At 68.7% G+C, this 16,178-nt stretch carries 17 protein-coding genes and 4 pseudogenes; 11 read left to right on the top strand and 10 right to left on the bottom strand.

Annotated features, from left to right (window positions below; all coding sequences use genetic code 11):
- Positions 1 to 152 precede the first annotated feature (152 nt).
- Positions 153 to 383: pseudogene (locus ABZ915_RS39440) on the bottom strand (XRE family transcriptional regulator); the annotation flags it as partial.
- Here ABZ915_RS39440 and ABZ915_RS39445 point away from each other — a divergent pair.
- A pseudogene (locus ABZ915_RS39445) lies at positions 384 to 827 on the top strand (RHS repeat-associated core domain-containing protein); the annotation flags it as partial.
- Positions 828 to 1,464: 637 nt separating this feature from the next.
- Here ABZ915_RS39445 and ABZ915_RS39450 read toward each other — a convergent pair.
- Complete coding sequence (locus tag ABZ915_RS39450; protein ID WP_361813495.1) at positions 1,465 to 2,031, bottom strand: TetR/AcrR family transcriptional regulator; 567 nt, start codon at positions 2,029 to 2,031, stop codon at positions 1,465 to 1,467.
- A gap of 151 nt (positions 2,032 to 2,182) precedes the next feature.
- Here ABZ915_RS39450 and ABZ915_RS39455 point away from each other — a divergent pair, with 151 nt between their 5' ends.
- The 3 genes and pseudogenes from ABZ915_RS39455 (at position 2,183) to ABZ915_RS39465 (ending at position 5,446) form a co-directional block, all read left to right on the top strand.
- Positions 2,183 to 3,652 carry an MFS transporter gene (locus tag ABZ915_RS39455; protein WP_361813497.1) on the top strand — a complete coding sequence of 490 codons (1,470 nt, stop codon included), beginning with the start codon at positions 2,183 to 2,185 and terminating at the stop codon, positions 3,650 to 3,652.
- Positions 3,653 to 3,749: 97 nt separating this feature from the next.
- Positions 3,750 to 4,190: pseudogene (locus ABZ915_RS39460) on the top strand (CatB-related O-acetyltransferase); the annotation flags it as partial.
- 59 nt (positions 4,191 to 4,249) lie between these two features.
- Positions 4,250 to 5,446, top strand: coding sequence for a macrolide family glycosyltransferase (locus ABZ915_RS39465; RefSeq protein ID WP_361813499.1), 1,197 nt, complete (start codon positions 4,250 to 4,252; stop codon positions 5,444 to 5,446).
- A gap of 297 nt (positions 5,447 to 5,743) precedes the next feature.
- Here ABZ915_RS39465 and ABZ915_RS39470 read toward each other — a convergent pair whose 3' ends face one another.
- Together ABZ915_RS39470 and ABZ915_RS39475 are read right to left on the bottom strand one after the other, a co-directional pair.
- Entirely contained in the window at positions 5,744 to 6,007 is a 264-nt protein-coding gene (locus ABZ915_RS39470) for a hypothetical protein (protein WP_361813501.1), read from the bottom strand.
- Positions 6,008 to 6,023: 16 nt separating this feature from the next.
- A complete protein-coding gene (locus ABZ915_RS39475) occupies positions 6,024 to 6,401 on the bottom strand; it encodes a MerR family transcriptional regulator (protein WP_361813503.1) in 378 nt (125 codons plus the stop codon).
- A gap of 75 nt (positions 6,402 to 6,476) precedes the next feature.
- Here ABZ915_RS39475 and ABZ915_RS39480 point away from each other — a divergent pair, with 75 nt between their 5' ends.
- On the top strand, positions 6,477 to 7,205 hold the full coding sequence (locus tag ABZ915_RS39480; protein WP_361813505.1) for an SDR family oxidoreductase: 729 nt from the start codon (positions 6,477 to 6,479) through the stop codon (positions 7,203 to 7,205).
- On the opposite strand, the pseudogene ABZ915_RS39485 reads toward ABZ915_RS39480, so the two are convergent.
- The 3 genes and pseudogenes from ABZ915_RS39485 to ABZ915_RS39495 form a co-directional block, all read right to left on the bottom strand.
- Positions 7,205 to 7,339: pseudogene (locus ABZ915_RS39485) on the bottom strand (IS5/IS1182 family transposase); the annotation flags it as partial. The gene ABZ915_RS39480 and the pseudogene ABZ915_RS39485 sit on opposite strands and share 1 nt — an antisense overlap.
- Positions 7,340 to 7,382: 43 nt before the next feature.
- On the bottom strand, positions 7,383 to 8,804 hold the full coding sequence (locus ABZ915_RS39490; protein ID WP_361813507.1) for an MFS transporter: 1,422 nt from the start codon (positions 8,802 to 8,804) through the stop codon (positions 7,383 to 7,385).
- A gap of 49 nt (positions 8,805 to 8,853) precedes the next feature.
- Positions 8,854 to 9,273 (bottom strand): MarR family transcriptional regulator, encoded by a 420-nt coding sequence (locus tag ABZ915_RS39495; RefSeq protein WP_361813509.1) that lies wholly within the window; start codon positions 9,271 to 9,273, stop codon positions 8,854 to 8,856.
- Positions 9,274 to 9,572: 299 nt separating this feature from the next.
- Between ABZ915_RS39495 and ABZ915_RS39500 the strand changes: the two genes are divergently transcribed.
- Entirely contained in the window at positions 9,573 to 10,373 is an 801-nt protein-coding gene (locus ABZ915_RS39500; protein WP_361813511.1) for a calcium-binding protein, read from the top strand.
- 65 nt (positions 10,374 to 10,438) lie between these two features.
- On the opposite strand, the gene ABZ915_RS39505 is transcribed toward ABZ915_RS39500, so the two are convergent.
- On the bottom strand, positions 10,439 to 10,975 hold the full coding sequence (locus ABZ915_RS39505) for a response regulator transcription factor (RefSeq protein WP_361813513.1): 537 nt from the start codon (positions 10,973 to 10,975) through the stop codon (positions 10,439 to 10,441).
- Between the two features lie 267 nt (positions 10,976 to 11,242).
- Here ABZ915_RS39505 and ABZ915_RS39510 point away from each other — a divergent pair, with 267 nt between their 5' ends.
- From ABZ915_RS39510 to ABZ915_RS39520, 3 genes are all read left to right on the top strand, one after another.
- Positions 11,243 to 11,596 carry an antibiotic biosynthesis monooxygenase gene (locus ABZ915_RS39510; protein WP_361813515.1) on the top strand — a complete coding sequence of 118 codons (354 nt, stop codon included), beginning with the start codon at positions 11,243 to 11,245 and terminating at the stop codon, positions 11,594 to 11,596.
- Positions 11,597 to 11,821: 225 nt separating this feature from the next.
- The gene (locus tag ABZ915_RS39515) at positions 11,822 to 12,169 is read left to right on the top strand and encodes a hypothetical protein (RefSeq protein ID WP_361813517.1); all 348 of its coding nucleotides are present in this window, start codon (positions 11,822 to 11,824) and stop codon (positions 12,167 to 12,169) included.
- A 14-nt stretch (positions 12,170 to 12,183) separates the two neighbouring features.
- Positions 12,184 to 12,855 carry a nucleotidyl transferase AbiEii/AbiGii toxin family protein gene (locus ABZ915_RS39520; protein WP_361813519.1) on the top strand — a complete coding sequence of 224 codons (672 nt, stop codon included), beginning with the start codon at positions 12,184 to 12,186 and terminating at the stop codon, positions 12,853 to 12,855.
- A gap of 239 nt (positions 12,856 to 13,094) precedes the next feature.
- Here ABZ915_RS39520 and ABZ915_RS39525 read toward each other — a convergent pair whose 3' ends face one another.
- Together ABZ915_RS39525 and ABZ915_RS39530 are read right to left on the bottom strand one after the other, a co-directional pair.
- Positions 13,095 to 13,475, bottom strand: coding sequence for a DUF4440 domain-containing protein (locus ABZ915_RS39525; protein WP_361813521.1), 381 nt, complete (start codon positions 13,473 to 13,475; stop codon positions 13,095 to 13,097).
- A complete protein-coding gene (locus tag ABZ915_RS39530) occupies positions 13,472 to 14,410 on the bottom strand; it encodes a ScbA/BarX family gamma-butyrolactone biosynthesis protein (RefSeq protein WP_361813523.1) in 939 nt (312 codons plus the stop codon). The genes ABZ915_RS39525 and ABZ915_RS39530 overlap by 4 nt, the downstream gene beginning before the upstream one ends.
- Before the next feature lie 299 nt (positions 14,411 to 14,709).
- Here ABZ915_RS39530 and ABZ915_RS39535 point away from each other — a divergent pair, with 299 nt between their 5' ends.
- Positions 14,710 to 15,366: a ScbR family autoregulator-binding transcription factor gene (locus ABZ915_RS39535; protein WP_361813525.1), complete on the top strand. Its 657-nt coding sequence runs from the start codon at positions 14,710 to 14,712 to the stop codon at positions 15,364 to 15,366.
- Between the two features lie 71 nt (positions 15,367 to 15,437).
- Positions 15,438 to 16,142, top strand: a complete 705-nt coding sequence (locus ABZ915_RS39540; RefSeq protein ID WP_361813527.1) for an HAD family phosphatase — start codon at positions 15,438 to 15,440, stop codon at positions 16,140 to 16,142.
- Positions 16,143 to 16,178 lie beyond the last annotated feature (36 nt).

Consider the following 16,178-nt stretch of genomic DNA (forward strand, 5'->3'; position numbering starts at 1 on the left):
CCTCCTGGACACCTACGCCGACCAACTGCCCACCACATCGAGGCGGGGCTGCCACCGCCGGAACAAATCCCGGTGACAGCAGGACCGCCTCTGTGACAACTATCGTGCTTCGGCTCAGCGGTCCAGGCCACGGAGGCGGTGTAACCGCCCGCTCAGAATTCGATGTCCAGTTGCTCCACGTCCGTCAGCTCCACGAGCAGGTCGGTGGCGCGGCGGCCGCGGTCGCGGAAGTACATCTCGCCCAGGCCTTCGGCGAGGATCGCCCGAAGCTGCTGCTCGGTGGCGCCGGCGGCCTGGGCGTCGAAGAGCCGGGCGGCGTAGTCGGGCGGCAGGGCCTGGTTGATGTGCCGCAGCCGTGCGTCGTCGGTGGTACCGGGGGCCGCACGGAGATTCACCTGACGGTCAAGGGCACCACCAAGACCCTCACCGGCACCCGCTACTACACGGCCAACGGCCAGACCATCGCGGTCCGCACGGCGACGTCCGGTGTCTCGGGCACGAAACTCAACTTCCTCGCCGCCGACCAGCACGGCACGTCCAGCCTCCTCATGGACGCCACCACATACGCGGTCACCAAGCGCTACAGCACCCCCTTCGGCGCCCCACGAGGTACCAAGCCCACCGGCTGGCCCGACGACAAGGCCTTCCGGGGCAAGCCCGCCGACGACTCAACCGGCCTGACCCACGTCGGCGCGCGCGAATACGACCCGACCGTCGGCCAGTTCCTCAGCGTCGACCCGGCCCTGACACTCGACCAGCACCAGTCACTCAACGGCTACACCTACGGCAACAACAACCCCGCCACCCTCAGCGACCCCACCGGCCTGCCGGCGTACCGCGCAACGCGGTCACCCAGCGCCACCTGGACCTCAGGAACGACTTCTACGCGCATGAGGGCGAGCGGACAGACGCCGGAGTCTGAGATCCGCCTGCGCCAGCAGACCGGCAGACTGAAGGAGCTCCGGGCCAAGGACGCCACCGAACTCGCCCAGCTGCGGACGGTCGAGCATCTCGTCCACGTCGTCAACCAACTGACCACGCACAACCGACAGCTCCTCCACGCGCTGTCCCAGCCCAATCCTCCGGTCCGGGCCCTGCCGACCCAGCCACACCCAGACCGGGGCCACCGAGCTGCTGGCATCCCGCACGGTGGAGCACGGTCCAGCACTACGAGAGTTGAGTCGCCCCGCGCCGCTACAAGGGGAATGGCCCAGATACGCCGGAAACCCGCCACGGGATGATCTTGGAGTCCGGATGGCCGCCGACGAACTCGACGCCTACAACCCGCACCTGGACGTCGACTTCACCCCGATGCGCGGCGACGGCCCGCCGACCGACGGATTCAGCCAGGCCGCGTGAGCCGGCCAAAGGCCGGATGCCTGAGCTGGCCGGGCGCGTGTCGGCGAGCACCTCACCGAACCCTGGCACCGCGGCCGAGGGCTGATCGCGGGAACCGGGTTGAGGTCACAGCAATCGGTCGACCAGCCCGTCGATGTAGTCCGGGGTGAGCGGGCCCATGCCGAACAGGACGCGGATGTACATCGGGGCCAGGATGTGGTCCAGCACCTCGAACGCGTCGGGCGCGTGCTCGCCACGGTCGCGGGCGCGATCGAGCATGGACTGCAGTTGGCGGGTGCGTTCGGCGCGGAGGTCGGCACCAGCCTGCAGGCCCTGCCGACCGCTGCTCGACAGGGCGACGGCCAGGTGCAGCACCGCCGGGCCGTCGGGTCCGGTGATCTCGCGGGCCACTTGGGCCGCGTAAGTGCGCAGGTCGCCAGCCAGGCTCCCGGTGTCGGGCATCGGCGACCGCGTGTTGAGGCGGGTGAGCACCACGTCGGTGAGCAGGGTTTCCAGGTTGCCCCACCGGCGGTAGATGCTGCTGTCGGCTACGCCTGCGCGGGCTGCGACCTCGCCGACGGTGAAGCTGCCGTAGCCGCGCTCACTGATCAGTTCGGTGACGGCCTGGTGCACCTGCGCGCCGACGCGGGCGCTGCGCCCGCCGGGCCGCCGGGCTCGCTGTCGCTCGTTCATGCCCCCCACCTTAACGCAGTCAGTACTTGCGTTTGTTAGGCGACCCTCTTATAGTCGCCTAACGCAGTCGCCGACTGCTTTAGGGTGCTCAGCTGTATCGCCACCCGCGATGACCGTGACCGGGCGCAACTACCGATTGAGGGGGATCCCCATGGCTGCATCGCATGCGACCGTAGGCAGTCGATCGAACCGGGCTGTGCTGCTCACGGTGACCTGCCTGGGCCAGTTCATGGTCCTGCTCGACAACACGATTGTTGGAGCGGCGCTGCCCGATATGCAGCACCGGCTGCACACTCAGCTGACCGGTCTGCAATGGATCGTCGACGCATACGTACTGCTGGTCGCCATGCTGCTGCTGTCCGGCGGTGTCTTCGCCGACCGGTTCGGCCGCAAGCGGGTGTACCTGACCGGCGTGGCGGTGTTCACCGCCGCGTCGCTGCTGTGCAGCCTCGCGCCCTCGCTCGGCTGGCTTATCGCCGGCCGGGTGCTGCAGGGTATCGGGGCCGCGGCACTGAGCCCTGCCTCGCTCGCCCTGCTCGCCGCCGCCTATCCCGCGCCGCAAGAACGAATCAAGGCGATCGGGATGTGGGCCGGATTCAGCGGAATCGGTCTGGCCGCAGGCCCCGTGGCCGGCGGCGTGCTGACGGATGCCTTCGGCTGGCCCGCCATCTTCCTGGTGAATCTGCCCATCGGCGTGGTCCTTCTGCTGGTCGGTCTGCGCAGCCTTGAAGAGACCCGCAATCCGAGCGCCCCCGCGATCGATATCCCGGGGACGGTGCTGTCCGTTCTGGGGGTGGGGGTGCTGACCTACGGGCTGATCGAGGGTGGTGCCCGCGGCTGGACGTCGCCGGTGATCCTGGGCAGCTTCACCGCCGCGGTGGTCCTCCTCGCCGCCTTCGTCGCCGTCGAAGCGCGTCGTTCCGCGCCGCTGCTGCCGCTGCGGCTGTTCCGGCAGCGCCTGTTCACCGTGTCCAACACCGCCATGGTCGTGGTGGGGTTCGCGCTCATGGGTTCGTCGTTCTTCTTCTCCCAGTTCTTCGTGTACGTCCAGGGCAGCTCGATCCTGCGCGCCGGCCTGCAGACCCTGCCGGTATCCCTCGCCATGGTGATCGTCAGCCCGTACGCGGGCCGGCTCGCCGCCCGGTACGGCTTCCGAATCGTGGTCACCACCGGCCTGGTCCTGGCCGGCCTGGGACTGCTGGCGCTCGGTATGGTGCACGCCGACACCGGCTACGGGAACGTGTGGTGGCGGCTGGGAGTCGTCGGCATCGGTTTCGCCCTGACCATGTCCCCACTGACGGGAGCCGCCATCCAAGCAGTCAGTCCGCAGGAAGGCGGCCTCGCGTCAGGTATCGGCAGCACCACCCGGCAGATCGGCGCGGTGCTCGGCGTGGCGGTACTCGGAGCTATCGTCCGCACCCGGCAATCCGGCGGCGCCTCCTTCGAGACCGGCCTCAACAGCGCCTTCGTCGCGGCTGGCGCCATCACATTGGCCACCGCCGTGTTCACCGGCCTGTGGCTGGCGAGGGCCAAGCCCGCGGAAGGCTCCGTGGCGCCGCAGCGTTCCACCGATCCAGATGCGGTCACCACCTCGAACGTGGCATCCGCGAACAGCCGTTGACAACAACAACCGCCTCGGCTGGGAGGTGTCCCGCTGGAGGCTCCTCCATCGGGACACCTCCCAGCACACCAGGATGACGCCCTGGGTCCACTAGAGAGGGACAGGCACCCGGTTCATCATGAACGGCGCCAACCACCGCATGGACGGTCCTTCCACCTTTCCGTTCCCCACCATGGGGGGCTCCTGGGCGGAGCACTTCGACCTGATCACCGACCTGCCCGGCCGGGGCGACACGGTCGTCGGCAACGACGTGTGGTTCGGCCACGGCGCCACGGTCATGCCCGGTGTACGCATCGGTCACGGCGCGATCATCGCCGCCGGCGCCGTGGTCACCGGAGACGTCCCCGACTACGGCATCGTCGGCGGCAACCCGGCCCGGCTCATCCGCACCCGCTACGACGCTGCGGACATCGCCCGGCTCCTCGCCGTGGCGTGGTGGGACTGGCCCCTGCAGTCCATCACCAGGCAGGTACGGACGATCATGTCGGGGACCGTCGCCGACCTGGAGGAGGCCGCCGCGCAGATCGACCAGCCCTGACACCGCGTCCTCGCCACACCGCCCGCATCCGTCCCGCGCCAGAAAACGAGTGATCGCCCATGTCCCGTCGCCGCGCCCATATCGCGATGGTCGGCGTCCCCATCGTCAGCCATGTCCTACCCAGCCTGGCGCTCATCCGTGAGCTGGTGGCCCGCGGGCACCGAGTCACCTACGCCAACGACCCGTTCGTGGCCGACCGGATCGAATCCGCCGGCGCGGAGCTGGTGCCGTGCACCTCCACGCTGCCCTTCGCGGACAACGACTGGCCTGCCGATCCCATCGCCGCGGCGAGCCTCTTCCTCGACGACGCCGTCCAGGCGCTCCCGCAACTGCGCGCCGCCTACGACGACGACCCGGCCGACCTGTACCTCTACGACATCGGCGCGTATGCCGCACGCGCCCTCGCCGAAGCGCACGGCCGTACCTTCCTGCAGCTGTCCCCGACATTCGTCGCCTGGGATGGCTACCAGGAGGAAGTCGCGGCCCATCTGCGGAAGCTGCCGGGCGCCGACGCATACCGGGACAGGTTCGCACGGTGGCTCGCCGACTGCGGTGCGACCACCACGGACGTGGACACGTTCTCCGGCCCACCCGCCCGGGCCCTCGCCCTGATCCCGCGGGCGATGCAGCCGCACGCCGATCGAGTCGACACCGACACGGTGACCTTCGTCGGCCCCTGCTTCGACACTCGAGCGGACACGGACGGCTGGACCCGCCCGGCGTCCGCGGACCACGTGCTGCTGATCTCGCTCGGCTCCGCCTACACGCGCCGGCCCGCGTTCTACCGCCAATGCCTCGCGGCCTTCGGTGACTTGCCCGGCTGGCACGTCGTACTCCAGATCGGCAAGTACACCGACCCTGAGGAACTCGGCACCATCCCGCCCAACGTCGAAGTGCACTCCTGGATCCCGCAGCGGGCGATCCTGGAACAGGCCGACGCCTTCGTCACCCACGCCGGCATGGGCGGCTGCGGCGAAGGGCTCCTCGCCGGCGTTCCCGTGATCGCCGTGCCGCAGGGAGCCGAGCAGTTCATGAACGCCGACCGGCTCGTGGAACTCGGCGTCGCCCGCCGCGTGGACACCGCTGACGCCACCGCCGAGGCCCTTCACGCGGCGCTGAACGAACTGGTCACAGATCCGGAACGCGTCAACCGGTCCAAGCAGCTGCAGGCCGCCGCCCGAGCTGAGGGCGGCACCCCGCGCGCCGCCGACCTCATCGAGAACATGCTGGCCGCCGCCGAGGGTCCCGCGCTCTGAGCACTGCCGCTCCCTGCCCCGGCTGGCGCCGTCCTCATCCGAGGGCCTGTACCTGCAGTACAGGCGCGGGGAAGATCACCGCCAAGGTCGGGGCCGCGGAGTGGATTCAGAAGATGTACGCGCAGCGCCCCCCGCTCCGAACCGCGCACGGCATCACCGTCGGTCCCGACGGCGCCCTGCCACCTGAGACTGACTGCATGCACCTGCCAGTACCCTGCCACCGGCTTGCCCGGCGCTGGCCGCCCTCGTGGTCGGGGTGGGCGCGTCGGGCGCTGGCCTGCGGTCGGTGTGCCGTCATCACCGTGTCTCCCTCATGCCGGACCAACCTGGTCGGGTCGTTGATCGAGGGAGCAGCGTGCAGGGGCAACCCTTGTCCGTGGTCTGACGGCGGCGCCAGAGCTCGATGTCGGAGAACTCCACGCCCAGGCCATGCGCTCTGGTGTTGTTGGCGCGGAAGTACATCTGCGCGAGGCCCTCGGCCAGGATCGCCCGGAGCTCGGCCTCGGGGACGCCGGCCTCCTGGGCCGCGAACAGGCGCGCCGCGTACTCCGGAGGCAGCAACTGGTTGAGGAAGCGTCTACGGGTGCGCGTCCGTGATCCTGATGACCTCGTCGAGGCGGTCCAGGGCGGCTTGCAGGTCGTCGACCTTGGCCTGGATGCGGTCGCGCTCGGCGCGCAGCATGGCTCGCTGCTCGGCGTCGGTGTGCCCGGAGTCCCAGCACGGAAGGAGTTCCATGATCCTTCGGCTGGTCAGGCCGGCGGCGTACATCTGCTGGAAGAAGCGCACCAGGGTGACGGTGTCCTGTCGGTAGAGGCGCTGGCCGGACGGGCTGCGCTCCGCGGTGAGCAGCCCCTGCTGTTCGTAGTAGCGCACGGCGCGTACCGAGACGCCGGCGCCCCGCGCCACCTCGCCGATGCGGACCAGCCGCTCGGTCGCGGTCCCCGTGACGGTCATGTTGGTTCCTCTCACTCCGGTCCTGACGACCAGTACTTGCCTCTGACGTTAGCGTCAGGATTTAGCGTGCCGGACATGGATATCAACAACTCGGTTGCCCTTGTCACCGGAGCCAACCGCGGCTTGGGCCGCGCCTTCGCCCAGCGCCTGCTCGAACGGGGCGCCCGCAAGGTCTACGCGACGGCCCGCCGACCGGAGACCGTGGACCTGCCCGGGGTCGAGGTGCTGCCTCTCGACATCGCCCGTCCCGCATCCGTGAGGGCCGCCGCCGAGGCCGCCCGTGACGTCTCGCTGCTCGTCAACAACGCGGGGATCCAGACGGGGACCGACCTGGTGACTGGTTCGCTGGACGCGGTGCGGCACGAGCTGGAGACCAACGTGTTCGGCCACCTGGGAATGATCCGGGAGTTCGCGCCGGTGCTCGCCAGGAACGGCGGGGGCGCGATCGTGAACGTCCTGTCCGCCATGTCGTGGTTCGGGGTCAAGGGCGCCAACGCCTACCACCTGACCAAGGCCGCCGCGTGGGCCATGACCAACGGTGTCCGCCTGGAGCTCGCCGAGCAGGGCACGCTCGTGACGGCGGTCCACCTCGGACTGGCCGACACCGACATGTCCGCGGGCTGGCCCGTGGCCAAGATCGCGCCGTCGGACCTGGCCGACGCGGCGCTCGACGGTGTCGAGGCCGGCTCCGCCGAGGTCCTCGCCGACCAGTGGAGCCGGGACGTCAAGTCCCGGCTCCCGCTGACGCCGGAAGAGTTCAACACCGCGATGGACCGCGCCCTGGCAGCACTGACGGCGGCCTAGCCGCGGTCGGCGAAGAGCGACTCGGGTTTGCGGCGCGGCCGTCCGACCCGGCCGCGGACCGGCGGGATCGCATCGAGGAGGGGCAGGAGTTGGGTGACGTCGTTGCGGTCGCCGCCGGTCAGCAGGGCGGCGAGCGCCGATCCACCTCGTTGCGTCAGCCGTTGTAAGTGGCCGGTGTCAGCGTCGAGGTCGCGGGTGCAGCGAGCGATCGGCGATCGTCATGGTGATCAGGGCGGCGCTGATAGCGACCATGATCCAGGCGATCAGGTGGAGGCCGTGGTCGGTGACGTGGGTGTGGAACACGATGCCGGTGATGGCCGAGGAGGCGATCGAGCCCATGTACGCGAAGGTGCGCAGCAGACCCGAGGCGCTGCCGAGTTCTTGATGGGGAGCTTGGTCGTACAGGGCGGTCTGGTTGCCGGCTGATGCGGCGCCCATCGAGATGCCGAACACGACGGTGATGGCGACGACCAGGCCGGTCCAGGTCGACGAGGTCAGCAGGAGGACGCCCGCCGACCCCGCCAGGCACATCAGTGCGGCGGCGATCAGCGGTCCTCGTATGAGATTGCGTCGCGACACCGGCGAGATGACCAGCGCGGACACCAGGGTCATGGGCAGCAGGAGCAGCCCGGATTCGCTCTCGGACAGGCCACGTACGGTCTCGGCCCATTGCGTGAGGCCGTAGAGCACGATGTAGACGCACAGCATCGCCAGGCCGAAACGCAGATAGGTGCGGGTCAGGGCCCGGTTGGCCGCGAGCAGGCGGACGTCGAGGAAGGGGGTGGTGGCACGCAGTTCCCAGACCGCGAGCGCCGCTCCCGCTGCCACCGCGATGCCCAGCAGGTACCAGTGCACGACGGGCAGGTCGTAGAGGAACACCAGCAGTGCGGTCATCATCGTGGCGAAACCGAGGATGCCCGTCACGTCGAGGGCGGCGGCGACGCCACGCAGGGTGTGGTCGCTGCCGACGGGGTTGTCACGGGGGATCCAGGCCAGTGTCGCGGCAAGGGCGATCAGTGCTACCGGCACGTTGAGGAAGAACACCGATCGCCAGATCAAGGCGCCGACCAGGACGCCGCCGACGGGTAGTCCCAGCGACGCCGTGGCGGTGCCGGCTATCTGTAGTGCGCCGAGGACGTTGCCGGGTGGTTCGTCGAGGCCGGCGTCGTGGGCTCGGCCGCGGATCAGCAGCATCGCTGTCGGGTAGGCGCAGGAGGTGCCGAGGCCGATCAGGACTCTGCTGATGAGCAGGGTGATCAGGTTCTGCGCGAGGCCGCCCACCGTGCCGCCGGCTGCCACCAGCACGGTCCCCGTCAGAAAGACCCGTCGCGGACCGAACACCTGGGCGGCCTTGCCGGCTGTGGGCTGGGCGATGGCGCTGGCCAGATACAGTCCGGTCACCAGGGCTGCGGTCTGCCCGACTCGGACGTGCAGGCCGGCGGCGATCGGTACCAGCGCGGTGGCGATCAGTGAGCTGTTGATCGGGTTCAGTGCGGAGCCGATCAACAGCGGCACGGTGAACCGCCAGGAGAATGGACGCGCAGCGCCGCCCGCCTCGCTCCGGGCGTCTGCGACGACGTCGGACTCCGGCTCAGGCATGGCACGCCCTCCGCTCCTTGGGATGAGAGTCGGTGATCACGGTCGCCGGTCAGAACAGGTCGGCCAGCCGCTCGATCAGCGGCGCCGCGGCGTCGAGAGTCGCGATCTCCTCGGAAGTGAAGGACGTCGCCATCGCCGTTGCCATCCTGTCGGCGACGGCGCTGCGCTCGGAACTCAGCACGGCCCGGCCGGCATCGGTGACCGTGAGCAGCCAGCGACGCCCGTCAGCGGGATCAGCGGTACGGGCCACCAGCCCACGGCCTTCCAGGACCGCGACGGTGGCGCCCATCGCCTGGGGAGTGATCTGCTCACGCCTGGCCAGTGCCGCAGTGGTGACCGGACCCAGCCGTTCGAGCCGCGAGAGGCCCGTCAGCTGCGGGCCCGTCAAATCTCCCTCGCTCAGCGCTTCGTGACTGCGGCGCCTGAACGCGCCGATGCTGATCCGCAGCCGCGTGGCGACCCCGATCAACGCGGGGTCCGGTTCAAAGGTTTCGGTGCGGTCGTCCGATGCTCGCGATGTCACATTAGAAGGCTAGCCTTGCAAGGATAATTTTGCAAGGCTAACCTTCTAATATTGGCAAGCCCCCCGGTGGATCGATCACCCTTCTACCGGCGGGTGGCTGATTGTCTTCCCGTCCGGGCTGGGGCAACGATCGGGCCGGTTCGGCAGTCGTAGGGAGTGACATACATCGGTCTCCTGCGCTCGCCATCAACTGCCTTCGCGCGCGGTGTGGTTGGCAGCAAGGCCTGTCATCCCTGGGAGGATTCATGAGCCGCTTCGCCCGGCCCAAGCCCGTCGGTCGCGCCACAGGCCGCGGTCTCGTGGTGGGGGCCGTCGCCGTCTTGCTGGCGGGGGTCGGCGCCTCGGCCGATGCCGCGTCCGGTACCGCGCCCAGCGGCCCGGTGGTCAGCGGTGCCACCGTCAACTCCGGACATGACGTCATCGTGGGTATCACGCACAACGTGCAGTTCCCGGTCACGGTCACCGGATCGGATGACTCCGGTCTGTCTTTCGCCGATGTCGATCTGAAGGGGCCGCACGGCGGTTTCTACACCACCGATGCGTTCTGCGAGACCGCGACGGCATGCACGACGGGGTTCACCGTCAACGCCCACCCGGCTCCGGGCAGCGACGACCCAGTGGACCTGGCCAACACCAACGCGGGAACATGGTCGGTCGACGCCTTGGTCGACGCCAACGACGGCGATTCCGCCTTTGCCCCCGGCGTGGGGTCCTTCAGCCTCAAGCGTGCCGCGCGGCTCACGGTCAACGCCTCACCGGAACCGGTGGCCAAGGGCGCTCGTATCACCGTCACCGGCAAGCTCGTGCGGGCCAACTGGGACACCTACCGGTATGCGGGATACGCGGGCCAAGCCGTGAAACTCCAGTTCCGCCCGAAGGGAAGCAGCACCTACACCACGGTGGCCACCGTGAACACCAGCGACACCGGCACCCTTCGCACCACGGCCAAGGCAGTCAAGGACGGCTACTGGCGGTGGAGCTTCACCGGCACCAACACCACCGGGCCGGCCAAGGCCACCGGCGACTACGTCGATGTGCGTCCCTGATCCGGCAAGCACCCCGTCCAGCCACAGAGGGGCCCCGCCGCAGGCGGGGCCCCTCTGTGGCTGGATCAGATCAGGCCGGCCCGGACGGCGTATGCGACAAGGTGGGTGCGGTTCCTCAGGTGGAGGCGCTTCATCAGGCCGTGGAAGACATTCTTGATCGTACGCTCGGAATAGGACATTTTCTCCGCAATTTCGGCTTGGCTATAGCCGTCCGCCGCCATCCGCAGTACGTCGATTTCCCGCGCCGAGAGGCCTGAGGGGGCGAGACCGCGGGGGGCCAGGATGTCCCGCTGGATGCGGCTCATATGGTTGAGCAGGCCGCCTTGCAGTTCGGTGGGAAAGCAGGCATGGCCGTCCGCCACGAGACGGATTTTTTCGAGCAGCCGTTGCTGGGTGAACTCGTCTCGGCGCAAGACGGCACGTACGCCCAGCTCGATCGCCTCCGAGTAGTCGGCTTGCCAGGTGTTGTCGGAGATGAGGAGGAACCCGGACAGCGGCTTGCCCAGGCTTCTCAGTAGCTCCATGACAGCGGGGTCCACTCGCTGCTCGGACACGACGGTCACGTCGGCTGCCGCGCCCGTTGCGGGGCTGGTCAGGGCCAAGCCTGGTGTTCCTGCCAGCGATCCGATCAGTCCGAGGAGCGTGAGGGCGTCCTCCGCGTGCACGGCTACTCGAACTACCCGCATGAAATTCTCTCAATGCTGGAACGGCCGACCGCGTTTGAAAGCGGTGTCTCTCAACATGACATCCGCGGAGGGGAAGCTACAAGACCATCAAGCCCGGACTAAATCAACCGAATCCCGGAATAAATCACGCCGCCGACATCAGCGCCGGCCGTTGGGCGGCGCACCCTGGCTTACGGTGGCGCCATGAGCGATCACTCCGAAGCGCCTGTCATGCCCGTCGAGGCCTATGAACCCCCCTACTACGTGGCTGTCTTCACCACAGTGCGGGCCCAGGACCAGAGCGGCTACAGCGAGACCAACGCACGCATGGAGGACCTGGTGAAGGACGTCCCTGGGTTCCTGGGGATGGACCACGCGCAGACTCCTGGCGGGCTGGGCATCACCGTCGGGTACTTCCGCGACGCCGACGCCCTCGCGGAGTGGCGGAGCAACGCCGAGCACCGCGCGGCGCAGAAGCGCGGGCAGGCCGAGTGGTACCGGAGCTACACGCTGCATGTGGCGAAAGTGGAGCGGAGCCACGGGTTCACGCGAGCGTAGGCCGGGATCAGGCCACGTACGAGTGTTGTATAGTAGATCTTGAGTTCGCCGCCCAAGGGCGGGCAGGGCTCAGTGCGTTGGTGGTCCAAGGAAAGACGTCCCGCTTCCTGCGGGGAAATGCAGGTGCAAGGCCTGCCCGGCGCTCCGACACAGGATCCCGTCCCCGGGTTACCGGGGGCGGGATCCTTTTGTGTGACGGGGCCCAGAGGGGCGATACTGAGAGGCATGTCCGTGTCCCTCACGTCCTCGGCGCCGAACGCATACGAGATGCTGCGTGAGCAGTACGCTCGGCGGCTCCCCGCGTCGCTGGAGGAGCTCGCCGGTCCGTCGGCCGGCACGGTGGATCTGCCTTTGCACGTCGTCTGGTCCGGCCGCCGCTCCTATGGGCTCGGCCAGCCTCGGTCGCGGATGAGTCTGTACCGCACCGTACTGGCTGAAGGGCAGCGTCAGGACCTGGTCGCCTTCCTCAGCCGCGATCTGCTCATCGCCCAGTGGCCCGTCCTGCGCACGCTGGTCAGCCGTCCCCTCCGGGACGCCTGGGAGGACCGCTTCCCAGAGCTGCCCGCGAACTAGGCCGCCGCTGCCGCGTGAACCTCACCGAACTGCACCGTCGTCTTCTGGCCGACGTCCTCGACATCGGGACCCCGTACCCGCTGGTGATCACCGGTGGGTACGCGGTCCAGGCTCACGGCCTGGTCGACCGCCTGTCCCAGGACGTCGACGTAGCCACCGAGAACCCGGCGCCGATCGGCGAGATCGTCCGCTCCGTGCGTGACGGGCTCACGGAGCGTGGCTGGCAGGTCGAACAGATCGAGATCGGGGCGCTTTCGGGCCGGCTCCTCGCCACCGACCCCGGCACGGGCGAGCAGTGCGAGGTCGACGTCCTGAAAGAGGTGCTCTGGCACCCGCCGACGTCCAGCGAGTACGGCCCGGTGCTGTCGCTGGACGACGTGATCGGAACCAAGGTGCGGGCGCTGGCCGACAGAGGTGCGGTGCGCGATCTGATCGACGTCCACGCCGCCTCCCAGCACCGGTCCAAGGCCGATCTCGAGAACCTCGGTCGACGTCACGCGCGGTTCGAATTCAGTCTGGGAGACCTACACGACCGTCTCACCGGCGCCGAGTGGTGGGATGACCAGGACTACGCCGACTACGGCCTCCAGCCCGATCAGATCGGTGCCCTGCGGGCGTGGGCTCTGGAGTGGGCCACCGAGATCGGAGCACGTCTGCAGAGTCAGGAGGACCCCGACGATCTCTGATCCAGGCTCCGCTTCGCGGGGGTGGGGCAGGGCTGTAGAAGGTGTACAGTAGATCTTGAGTTCGCCGCTCAAGAGCGGGCAGGGCTCAGTGCGTTGGTGGTCCAAGGAAAGACGTCCCGCTTCCTGCGGGGAAATGCAGGTGCAAGGCCTGCCCGGCGCTCCACAGAGAAACCCCGCCCCCGGGTTACCGGAGGCGGGGTTTTCGGGTTGTGCGGGAGCAGGCGGAGGTCTCTGCCGGCTCAGCTGGTCGGAGTCGCCTGGTGGAAGTACAGGCGCCAGCCTGTGTCTGCCAGTCGCCACACGGAGCTCCGCCAGGCACGGCGGCCCTGGTGGTCGGCGAAGTACGTCAGGTGGACGATGCCGGGGGCCAGGACGACCCCGGACATCTGGCTGACCTCCACCGGGGACTCCGGTGACACCGTGCCGGAGCCGGTCACCGAGAGGATGGACTCGACGTCCCACCGGCGGCCCGATGCGCCGAACTCGGTGAAGTCCGGGTCCAGCAGCTCCAGTACGAGGGTTGAGGAGGCGCGCACTTCGGGATCGAGCAGGCGTAGTTCCGCGTCCATGGCCGCTTGTACGGCGTGCTCGCTCTCACCGTTGCGCGGGGAGTCGGTCATCCGAGTGCGGGGGTCATCGCGACGGTCGCCGCGAAGGCGCTGGTGTCGTTCTGGGTGGCTTCCATGCGGACGAGCGCGGGGCCGTTCGCGGGGGTCGGGGTCGGGGCGTGGTCGATCCAGCAGGGGGCGTCGAACTCGACGTACTGGGTGAAGACGGCGTCGAGGCCCGTCGCGAGCATGGGGCGTGGGTGGACCGTGGCGTGGGCGGTCTGGCGGGCGGCTTCGAGGAGCAGCATGCCCGGTGCGTGGTCGACGGGGTGGTCGAAGAGTATGGGGTGGGAGAGGTCGGTTCGCAGTTGGGTGCGCAGGGGTGACGGGGTGGGGGACAGGACGACGTCGGCGGGGTGGGTGCGGGCGACTCGGGCCGGTGCCATGGGGGGTGCGAGGGGGAGGGTGTGCCGTGCGGCCTGTGCGGTGTCGGCGTAGGGGCCCCGCAGGCGGCGGTAGACGGCGGGGGGCAGGCTGCAGAACCTGGACTCCGCCACGCCCAGGGGGCGGCCGTCGATGAACAGGTCGACCTGCATGCGCAGGGAGGAGAGCCGGCCGCCGCGGCGGATGACCTCGGAGCAGGTGGTCCGCATGTCGATGTGCGCGTCCGCTCCGGTGAACGTCAGGGCGACGGGGTCGACTTCGTAGCGGAAGCTGCTCCATGTCTGGCGGTGCCCGAAGGGCACTCCGTAGGCGACGTGGCTGAGCAGCGGCACGGTCTGGCGGACCGACTCGGCGATGAGCAGCGGGTCGTGGAAGCCGCTCTGCGGGCCGTAGAAGGGGTGCTCGGACGGCCACCGGGCGGTGATGTGGTAGCGGTCGGCCCCGGTCGGGGACAGCCCGGTCAGCAGCACTTCGGACGCGGCCGTCTTGTGCACGTACTGACGGGTGACGAAGGCGGCGGACGGACGCACTATGACCCTCGGCGCCAGGGCAGTCACGAGCATGCTGATCCCCCCAGGGATGTGGTTGACCTTGCGTGACGTGCGGGATGCGGCAGGAACAGGTGCCATCGACAATATAGAGAGCGCTCGTTTTGTTTTTCCTCCAATAAAAGGTAAAGGTGAGGTTTGACATCGGTCAAGGATCGGGATCATGGATCCTGGCAAATGGTGTTTTTACGGGCAAGCGGACTTGATTATTCCTTGAGTGCCAGCTGATTCGGCAGCGAAGACTCGATATCGTAAAGAGTGTTCGGTTTCGCTAGGAGGTGCTCGTGGCTCGTCAGGCAAAACAGGAACGGGGAGTGCAGACTCGGAATGTCTTGCTCCGGGCGGCGGCGGAGGTATTCGACGAGTCCGGTTTCGCCGGCGCGAGCATCAAGGACATCCTGCGGCGAGCCGAGCTCACAGCCGGGGCCCTGTACTTCCACTTCGAGTCGAAGGAACAGCTCGCACGCGCGGTCATGAACGCGCAGCCCGAGTCGATCGTCCCGTGGCTGGAGTCCGAGGGCCTTCAGCGGCTCGTCGACATCACCCTGGCCTGGTCCCAGCAGCTGAGGGCGGATCCGCTGCTGCGGGCGGGCGTGCGACTCACCAGTGAACAGGGCTCGTTCGGCATGCGGGACGCCAAGCCCTACCAGGACTGGGGCAGGATAATGGCCGACTGTCTGCGAGTCGCGGCCGCCAAGGGCGAGTTGCAGGCAGGCGTCGATCCCGAAGAACTCGCCGAGTTCGTCGTCGAGGCCTGCACGGGCATGCAGACCTACTCCGCCGTGGCGAGCGAGGGGCGGTCGGATCTGGGGGACCGGGTGGTGCGGATGTGGCGGCTGCTGCTTCCGGGGATCGCCGTGCCGGCCGTCATCGCCCGGACCGAGGTGAACGAGGCACGCGCGAAGGACATCTTGCAGGCCGCGACGTCCGCGGCGTTCGGCCGGGAGCAGGGCAGCGCCGTGAACGACTGACGGCCGGCACCGGCGAGCGCAGCGACCACCGCGAGATCCATATCCCATCCGTATCCCACTGGGGAGAAGACATGGTCCACGGTCCGAGACACCTGCGCCTCGGCGCGGTCAACATCGACGGCGTCATGCTCAACGACACCTTCAGCCCGGTCATCCACCACTTCCTGGTGAGCCGCGGCTGCGCCTACACCGCCGAGATCGAGCGGAGCATCTTCTCCCGGCCCCGCTCGGTCGCGGGCCGGTTGCTCGCCGAGGCGATCGACGAGCCCATGACGGGCGAGGAGGCGCTCGAGGCGTACTTCGAGGAGCGCGCGCGGTACGTGGCGGAGCACCCGGTGCGGGTGAACGACGGGGCGCTCGAACTCGTCGGCAGGCTGCGGGAGTCGGGGCTGCGCACGGTCTGCTACGGAGGTCTCGACAAGAGCCACTTCGACAGGTTCCTCGGCGAGCACGCCGACCTGTTCGACGAGCCGGGCTACATCTGCACCGACGCGTTCCGGCCGGGTCTGCACGAGATCGCCACCGAGTACTTCGGCCTCACGTACGACCAGGTGCTGGTGATCGACGACGTCGCGACGGTCGCGGAGGCGGCCAGAGCGCTGGGGATGCCGTTCATCGGGCATCCGAGCCGCTTCGAGCACAGCTTCCAGCGGCAGTTGATGCGCGAGGCCGGGGTCGGGGCGGGGCATCTGGTGGACTCGTTGCACGCCATCGACGAAGAGCTGCTGCGGTCGGTCGACGCCGAGGCCGCCGCCGGCGCCGTGTGGGCGGTCTGAGCGGCCACCGTGACGTGGCGAGGGGGGAGTTGACCC

The organism is Streptomyces sp. NPDC046915, assembly GCF_040644935.1.
GTDB lineage: Bacteria > Actinomycetota > Actinomycetes > Streptomycetales > Streptomycetaceae > Streptomyces.

Bases quoted from the DNA above. Each gene is read 5' to 3' on its own strand.
- ABZ915_RS39540 (WP_361813527.1), top strand. From the start codon at position 15,438: ATGGTCCACGGTCCGAGACACCTGCGCCTCGGCGCGGTCAACATCGAC.
- ABZ915_RS39475 (WP_361813503.1), bottom strand. From the start codon at position 6,401: ATGACCGTCACGGGGACCGCGACCGAGCGGCTGGTCCGCATCGGCGAG.
- ABZ915_RS39480 (WP_361813505.1), top strand. From the start codon at position 6,477: ATGGATATCAACAACTCGGTTGCCCTTGTCACCGGAGCCAACCGCGGC.
- ABZ915_RS39530 (WP_361813523.1), bottom strand. From the start codon at position 14,410: ATGCTCGTGACTGCCCTGGCGCCGAGGGTCATAGTGCGTCCGTCCGCC.
- ABZ915_RS39500 (WP_361813511.1), top strand. From the start codon at position 9,573: ATGAGCCGCTTCGCCCGGCCCAAGCCCGTCGGTCGCGCCACAGGCCGC.
- ABZ915_RS39510 (WP_361813515.1), top strand. From the start codon at position 11,243: ATGAGCGATCACTCCGAAGCGCCTGTCATGCCCGTCGAGGCCTATGAA.
- ABZ915_RS39465 (WP_361813499.1), top strand. From the start codon at position 4,250: ATGTCCCGTCGCCGCGCCCATATCGCGATGGTCGGCGTCCCCATCGTC.
- ABZ915_RS39490 (WP_361813507.1), bottom strand. From the start codon at position 8,804: ATGCCTGAGCCGGAGTCCGACGTCGTCGCAGACGCCCGGAGCGAGGCG.
- ABZ915_RS39455 (WP_361813497.1), top strand. From the start codon at position 2,183: ATGGCTGCATCGCATGCGACCGTAGGCAGTCGATCGAACCGGGCTGTG.
- ABZ915_RS39515 (WP_361813517.1), top strand. From the start codon at position 11,822: ATGTCCGTGTCCCTCACGTCCTCGGCGCCGAACGCATACGAGATGCTG.
- ABZ915_RS39525 (WP_361813521.1), bottom strand. From the start codon at position 13,475: ATGACCGACTCCCCGCGCAACGGTGAGAGCGAGCACGCCGTACAAGCG.
- ABZ915_RS39450 (WP_361813495.1), bottom strand. From the start codon at position 2,031: ATGAACGAGCGACAGCGAGCCCGGCGGCCCGGCGGGCGCAGCGCCCGC.